At 41.5% G+C, this 6,994-nt stretch carries 7 protein-coding genes and 1 pseudogene; 3 read left to right on the top strand and 5 right to left on the bottom strand.

Features of this window, described 5'->3' with window-relative positions; all coding sequences use genetic code 11:
• A partial coding sequence (gene rpaB, locus RMY31_RS00970; protein WP_409877040.1) for a response regulator transcription factor RpaB occupies positions 1–688 on the top strand: 688 nt, incomplete at its 5' end.
• Positions 689–713: 25 nt separating this feature from the next.
• Here rpaB and RMY31_RS00975 read toward each other — a convergent pair.
• Positions 714–1,130, bottom strand: a complete 417-nt coding sequence (locus RMY31_RS00975) for a GNAT family N-acetyltransferase (protein WP_409877041.1) — start codon at positions 1,128–1,130, stop codon at positions 714–716.
• A 78-nt stretch (positions 1,131–1,208) separates the two neighbouring features.
• On the opposite strand from RMY31_RS00975, the gene RMY31_RS00980 reads away from it, so the two are divergent.
• Positions 1,209–1,400, top strand: coding sequence for a hypothetical protein (locus RMY31_RS00980; protein ID WP_409877042.1), 192 nt, complete (start codon positions 1,209–1,211; stop codon positions 1,398–1,400).
• A 42-nt stretch (positions 1,401–1,442) separates the two neighbouring features.
• Here RMY31_RS00980 and RMY31_RS00985 read toward each other — a convergent pair whose 3' ends face one another.
• Complete coding sequence (locus tag RMY31_RS00985; protein WP_409877043.1) at positions 1,443–1,811, bottom strand: hypothetical protein; 369 nt, start codon at positions 1,809–1,811, stop codon at positions 1,443–1,445.
• A gap of 314 nt (positions 1,812–2,125) precedes the next feature.
• On the opposite strand from RMY31_RS00985, the gene RMY31_RS00990 reads away from it, so the two are divergent.
• Positions 2,126–5,398, top strand: coding sequence for a pentapeptide repeat-containing protein (locus RMY31_RS00990; RefSeq protein ID WP_409877044.1), 3,273 nt, complete (start codon positions 2,126–2,128; stop codon positions 5,396–5,398).
• Here RMY31_RS00990 and RMY31_RS00995 read toward each other — a convergent pair.
• The 3 genes and pseudogenes from RMY31_RS00995 to RMY31_RS01005 form a co-directional block, all read right to left on the bottom strand.
• Entirely contained in the window at positions 5,390–5,758 is a 369-nt protein-coding gene (locus tag RMY31_RS00995; protein WP_409877045.1) for a hypothetical protein, read from the bottom strand. The two genes, RMY31_RS00990 and RMY31_RS00995, sit on opposite strands and share 9 nt — an antisense overlap.
• A gap of 41 nt (positions 5,759–5,799) precedes the next feature.
• Complete coding sequence (locus RMY31_RS01000) at positions 5,800–6,294, bottom strand: DUF1392 family protein (RefSeq protein WP_409877046.1); 495 nt, start codon at positions 6,292–6,294, stop codon at positions 5,800–5,802.
• Positions 6,291–6,872, bottom strand: a pseudogene (locus RMY31_RS01005) (DNA cytosine methyltransferase); the annotation flags it as partial. The pseudogene RMY31_RS01005 and the gene RMY31_RS01000, both read right to left, overlap by 4 nt.
• Between the last annotated feature and the right edge of the window lie 122 nt (positions 6,873–6,994).

The raw sequence follows: 6,994 nt of genomic DNA on the forward strand, positions 1-6,994 counted from the left end.
AGCAAGCATTCGCCGGATTTTGGAGACGCGACTTTCCATGATTGGTTACGATGTGGTCACAGCAGGTGATGGCGAAGAAGCACTGTTAACGTTTCGCTCTTGTGACCCGGACTTAGTAGTTTTGGATGTGATGATGCCAAGGTTAGATGGCTATGGTGTCTGCCAGGAATTACGCTCATGTTCTGATGTCCCAATTATTATGCTCACAGCCTTGGCAGACGTTACTGACCGAATCACGGGGCTGGAGTTAGGTGCAGATGACTACATAGCTAAACCATTTTCCCCAAAAGAACTAGAGTCGAGGATTCGCTCGATACTTCGACGGCGGGGCAATAAAGGGAGTACTATTGGTGTCCCTAATTCAGGAATTATATATGTAGGTAATATCAAAATTGATACTAATAGGCGATCTGTCTACAAAGGTGATGAACGAATTCGCTTGACGGGTGTAGAGTATAGCTTGTTCGAGTTATTGGTGAATCACTCAGGCAAAACCTTTGCTCGTAGAGAAATTTTGCACCTCGTCTGGGGATATACTTCAGAACAACACGCAGATACTCGTGTGGTTGATGTGCATATCTCCCGATTAAGGGGAAAACTAGAAGATGACCCGAACAATCCAGAATTAATTTTGACCGCTAGAGGTTCAGGGTATCTTTTTCAAAGAATTATTGAACTAGAAAATTAATGATGAAAAATTAACAAATGTCTAGCTAGATATCAGAACCATCATAGATCCACATCGGTTTAATATTATGGGCTAAATGAAAGCCAACTTTCTCATAAAATGGAGTGGCGTTAGCAACAGAAAGTAGAATTTGTTGGTGAAAATCTGAGTATCGCTGTTTTAAATGCTCAATAATTTGACTACCGATACCACAGCGTTGATATGAAGGCAGTACCAACAGATGAGGATAGTAAACTACAAGAGCGCCATCCGAGATAGCATTTCCCAAACCCACAAGAATATCTTGATGCCATGCAGAAATAACAGTTTCGCTGTTGGATAAGGCAAATAATAACTTCTCAGGTTTATTAGCGGATGACCAACCGCACTGGCTATAAAGGTATAAGACTTGCTCTGGTGGAAGATAAAAGTTTTCTCGTAATTCAATTTCGTGAATATTCATTTAGAAAATAAAAACAAAAAACCAGAGTTAGATGATATGACACTTTTATTAAGTTATCAATAACTATGAAATCATCAAATGTCCTCCCTTAAAGTTGATACTGTGCTTTGTATCAACGGCAGCGTCCTCATTGTCTATTACACCCCTGGACATTGCTGGCAGTTTCGTGTCATTAGCAGGACAGGTGGCATTTTCGGAGAGCAAAAGATTTATTACAGTGCGTCAGCAGCTTTGAATGTTGGTTTGGAATGGTTGAGGGATGAAGGGTGATGGGTGCGTAGATGCTTTCGCAGCTTGTCGAGTGACATCGCTTCAAGACCGATTTTTCGTCAGCTGTACCAAGATAGCCTCAAGACTTTGTAGAGCAGCGTTAGTGGTGCGTTGGTGTTCTTCAAAGTTGCGCTGATGTATCTCGTGGCTTTCGCGTAGCTCAAGTAGTACATCATCTAAAATCGCGTTACGAGCAAGAACTTGGTTAACGTTAGTGGTAAGCTCTCGCATGGACTGTCTTAGCTCATCCACTTGTATCTGCGTGTTAGCTTGCCTAAGTGCTAGGTTATCTAACTGTGCCTGGGTTCTATCTAATTGCGTTTGAGTGTTAGCTTGTCGTTCGGCAAGCCCTAGCATGATTTGTTCAATGCGGTCTAGTCTGCTTGGGAAGTACTCAGGCGTGTCGGTCATTTTTGCTTTGGGTTCAGTCTTTACTAAAGATTATATTAATTTGCAGCCCTTGATTGCACGTCAATCCAAATCTACTTACGCTCCCGTTCCGTCACTCTCCCAATCCCCTGCCGCAGCGTAGGTACATTGCAAGTAAAGTAATTTAACCCCCACAAAATAGATTCTGCGCTACAGTCTTTCTAAGCGCATACTGTGTAAAAGATTCCACAGTGATTCAGTAGCAGGACTCTTGAGGGCATGAGGCAGTGGAAAAATTAAAGCTTCTTTGGCAAAGATTGTTTTCTAATGAGCAACTAGAGAAAGCTGGGGACGTTGTGGAATCTGGGGCAGAGATTACCAAAGCTAGTCTGGAATTTGCGATCGCCCTTGGTGTACTAGCGACTGCTCCATCAGCACCAGTAATAGCAGCAGGGTTATCGTTTGTAGGGATTGCGCGAAGTGGACTGAGGCTACTGCGTGATAAAACCAACGAAAAGGTTGAGATAGCAGAATGGGTAGCTGTTGCTTGTCCATTAGCTTATATCAATAGCTTTAACGCTTTAGTGCAAAGAAATGTTTGGTTGCAAGAAAGACTGAATGCAGAGATAGCAGAACAGGGTGTTAAAGTTGGGTTGACTCAACTGGGAGAATTGGAATTAGACAATAGTGAAGCTAAAGAAGCACTGAAACAGTTTTCAAATTCAACATTAGGACAAGCTTTAAATCAACAATTGTTTTCTTATTTACAACAAGCTGGAATAGCAGAGAATATTGCTTCAATTGTAACTGGATGGGTTGCTTGGGATACTTATAACTACATCAAGGAGCTTTTTTTATACGAGTCGCAAGATGTGCATAAAGACTCAAATTCTTTAGTAACAGCAGCACAAGAAGTAAGAGCAAATGAAAAATATGAAAGTATTGAGTCATATCTGACAGAACATATATCACCATCACCCAGCGATCCATTACTAGTTGAGCGTTGGAAAGTAATAGGTGAAGAATTTCAAATCCCTGAAATCTATGTGCCATTGAAAGCTCAGTTGTTAGATAGCAATGGCAAACCTAAACAAAAAGATACTGTTGATTTAGAGAGTTGGGTAAAAGAACAACTAAATAAAAACCATAAAAATTCCCAAGTCATGTTTATTCAAGCAGGGCCAGGGCGAGGTAAAAGTGTCTTCTGTAAAATGTTTGCAAATTGGGTCAGGGAAAATCTACATCCAATTTGGACACCAATATTAATTAGGCTAAGGGATATAGATACTTTTGAGCCAAATATCGAAAATACGCTCCGTGCGGCTGTAAGAGAAAATTTTGCAAACCGAGATGATTGGTTGAGCGATCGCAATACTCGATACTTATTTATTTTAGATGGTTTTGATGAACTACGTTTTGAAGGAAGAACAGCAAAAGGAATAGAAGATTTTCTGAAGCAAGTAGGGAATTATCAAGCACAAACAGGTTGTAAACATCAGTTTATAGTAACTGGTAGAGAGTCGGCTTTACATGGAATTGAAAATCGGATACCAACCAATTTAGACAGAGTAGAAATTGCGTTAATGGATGAGCAAATTCAGACGCAATGGTTAGAAAAATGGGCTAAATTATTTGGACAAGATAAAGCAGAAGAATTTCAGAAGTTCCTAAAAGCAGATAATTGCCCGGAACGTGTTAAAGAACTAGCGCGAGAACCACTGTTATTGTACCTTTTAGCAGCAATGCACCGGGATAATGAGTTAAACATTCAAATGTTTGAAGGTGCTAATCATGCTCAGGCTAAAATAATAATTTATCAAAAAACACTAGATTGGGTTTTAACAAAACAACGTCCTCAAGAGCTTAATAGAGAGCTTACAGAATTTGATACAGAAGACTTGCGATTTATTCTAATTGAAGCTGGATTATGTGTTACTCAATCTGGGAGAGAATGGACTTCAATAAAAGCAATTGAAGAACGCCTCAAGAATGATAAAACAGCGAGGAAGATGCTGGAAGAAGCACAGAAGAACCTTGGTGAAACTCCCTTAAGAAATGCGTTAGCAGCATTTTACTTAAGACCAGCAAAAGCATCTGAGTCTACAGAGGGCGCTGTAGAGTTTATTCATAAGAGTTTCGGTGAATTTTTATGTGCTAAAAAAATAAAAGAAAGTTTCAAAAAGTGGGTAAGGTTAGACCCTGAAATTAGACGTGAAACATTCGTTATTGATGATGAAAAGCTATCAGAAGAGATTTATGATTTGTTTGGTTACAGTGGGTTAACAGAAGAGATTGTAGGATATTTAATGGCTCTGCTTGATTCTGAAGAGAAGTTTCAATACTTAAAATTGTTTGAACGTTTGGAAGATTTCTATATTGATTGGTGTGAAGGGAAATTTATTGATGGACAAAAAGTGAAAATTTTCCCTTTCAATCAAATGCAAAAATTCCAAGCACTAAATATATCTTTGGGGTTGAGAGAGATAGATATATATACTGGCTTACATGTAATGATTTTACTTTTTGAATTGCATCGCTATGCTCAAAATAAAGATGATTTAAAAGATAATATTGTTTTTTACCCTTACGGTAAAAAGGATAGTGATAATTTTGATAACAATCGATTATTTAGGATTATTGGATACACAAACAGTATTGCTTTAGGTACTTTTTCGGCAACTGTTGGTTATTTTCTCTATGGCGCTAACTTTACTGAGGCTAACCTTACTGGTGCTAACCTTACTGGCGCTAACCTTACTGGCGCTAACTTTACTGGCGCTAACCTTACTGGCGCTAACTTTGACGGAGCCAACCTTGCTGGTGCTAACCTCTTAGGTGCTAACCTTATTGGTATTAATTTTATGGGGGCTAGCCTTAATGACGCTAGCCTAAAAGGTGCTAGCTTTAACGGTGCTAACCTGAACTTTGCTAGTTTTGAAAGGGCTAATATTGAAAAATCCAACTTTAAAGCAGCCAATTTGACTGGAGCTAACCTCAGTAAGGCTAAACTCAATGAGTCTGATTTTGAAGGATGTGATGTACAATCGGTAGATTTTAGTGAGGCTGACCTTCAAGATGCTAATTTCAAGAAGACTCATCTATGGGGAGTTAATTTCAGAGGCGCTGTACTGAAAGGAACTGACTTCAGAGGATCTTACTTTACTCAAATTGATTTTAAAGAAGTTGATTTTAATGGGGCTAATATTGAAGGAGTTGATTTCCTTAGGGCTGATCTTGAAGGGGTTAATTTTAGTAACTCTAACCTTAATGGAGCTAAATTCAATATAGTTAACTTCAGCAGATGTAGTCTTGTAAATGTAAGCCTCAAAAGAGCTACCTTTCACAGGGTTGAATTTATTGGAATAAGCCTTGAAAAGGCTAATCTCAGTTTGGCTGATCTTAGTGGCGGAGTTGATTTGAGGGAGAGTAACTTGGAAAGTGCCGACCTCTCAGGCGCTAACCTCTCAAGTGCTAACCTCAGAGGCGCTAATCTTAGTAATATTACTTGGGATAAGGATACAAATTGGGAAGATGTGCGAGGATTAGATAAAGCACGAAACGTACCAGAAGCCTTGCTTGCCCAATTAAACTCAACCTCGCCCCCACAAGACACTCCACCGTCAGCCTGACACAGCCGCCGCCAACCCCGACACCAACCGCCCCCGATAGAACTCCTGCTGCAACCCCGACAGTACCCCCAGCACCCCCAGCTCCGACCAAACCCCCAAATCCTCGCCGTGTAGAGATACCCGGTAGTAGCCACAAGCTAGGCGTAAGCACACCACAGGCATAAGAGCGTCATAGCACTTGGCCAACAACGATTGAACGATAGCTGGGAAGGTGGAATCAATGGGAGTTGGCTGTTTTGGTGTGATTGACTCGTTAGTTGTGAAATCGTAAGATTCAGCAAATGATTTATTAGTGATGCTTTGGGTATCGGTTAAGCCTTTACCCTTTTCCAAGCGCGTGAGTGTTTTATATAAAGGCATTTGATCGGACAGCCGCGTAATACGAAGTGAAGATAGTCATACTACACCCCTGTTAAGTCAAAATCAGTAACCCAAGCGAGGTGAGGATTAACCTTGGGCTTGTTGGTTGACTGGGGAAGGATGCAAACCCCCGTGTCCTCTGGTGCTGTTAAAGCCGGGGACAGCCATTCAATGCTGTAGAACCAAGCGCCGTTGATGAGCTGTATACCCAAAACAGTGCGGATTTTTGACCCATCAGCAGCAAACCGGAATTTGACAAGCTCACCCACCATGAACACGAGCTGTCCAATCTCCAGGGACTGAAGTTGCCCAGAGCCAACGATTTCGTGTCCTCGCACAGAAACAATCTCGTTGTCCAAAGTAATGGAATATTCCCAGCCGTTGTCAGACCACTCGACTCCACAGCAGTAGCCAAACGATTTTGTCGTGGTGACGTACACTCGCTCCAGCAGACTGATGCACAACGGCGGGATTTGTTGACCCCAAGGTGGTGAGATGTACCAATAAGTTTCTAAAGTATTGATGAGGTTCGTCATACGATAGCTCCTGATAACTGTTTTTGAATGTGAGTGAATAACTGCGCGGCGAACAAAGGAGGAACCGAATACCCGATGATTGATCCAGCCGTGGCCGTCTCAGGCGGAAACTTATACCAAAACGGAAAACCTTGCAAAATAGCAGCCCCCTCAATAGACAAAGATTTGACTGTACCATCAGACAACCAGATGTCTGCGAACTTGTTGCGGTTGCAGCCTTTGTGGTCAGTGAAATGCGATCGCACGATAGTATTAGCAGGTAGATGCCCAGGCTTGAGCTTCAACCCATTGCGCCCACCAACCCGTTCGATCAGCAGTGGTGCGGGTTCATTGTTAGCTAAAAATCGTTCTACCGCTTGCTGTTGTCGAACAAGTAATTGGGAGTCGGGCATTGTGTGGATTAGATGAGCGATCGCCCCATACCAACCTACAGGGCCAGATGTTGGTGGTAGTGAGATAGCCCTATCCTGACAAGCTATCAGAACTAACCGCCGCCGCGCCTGGGGTAGTCCATAGTCAGCCATGTTTACCACGCTGTAATTGACGTGATAGCCAAGTGATACCAATTCACTAAAAAAATGATAGAAATAGTTAAGTCAGAAATATGAGCATAAGTTCATGGCTGGAGTCACCAAAGTAAAAATAGAAGAGTCAGCAGAGGAATTACGTAAACTGCTGAAAAAACAGAAAACAGCATTAG

Origin of the sequence: Dendronalium sp. ChiSLP03b (genome assembly GCF_034531165.2) — a bacterium.
Classification (GTDB): Bacteria; Cyanobacteriota; Cyanobacteriia; order Cyanobacteriales; family Nostocaceae; genus Dendronalium; species Dendronalium minutum.

What these genes read in the sequence shown, in the direction of transcription:
- RMY31_RS00975 (WP_409877041.1), bottom strand. Translation starts at nt 1,130, where the DNA reads ATGAATATTCACGAAATTGAATTACGAGAAAACTTTTATCTTCCACCA.
- RMY31_RS00980 (WP_409877042.1), top strand. Translation starts at nt 1,209, where the DNA reads ATGTCCTCCCTTAAAGTTGATACTGTGCTTTGTATCAACGGCAGCGTC.
- RMY31_RS00985 (WP_409877043.1), bottom strand. Translation starts at nt 1,811, where the DNA reads ATGACCGACACGCCTGAGTACTTCCCAAGCAGACTAGACCGCATTGAA.
- RMY31_RS00995 (WP_409877045.1), bottom strand. Translation starts at nt 5,758, where the DNA reads ATGCCTTTATATAAAACACTCACGCGCTTGGAAAAGGGTAAAGGCTTA.
- RMY31_RS01000 (WP_409877046.1), bottom strand. Translation starts at nt 6,294, where the DNA reads ATGACGAACCTCATCAATACTTTAGAAACTTATTGGTACATCTCACCA.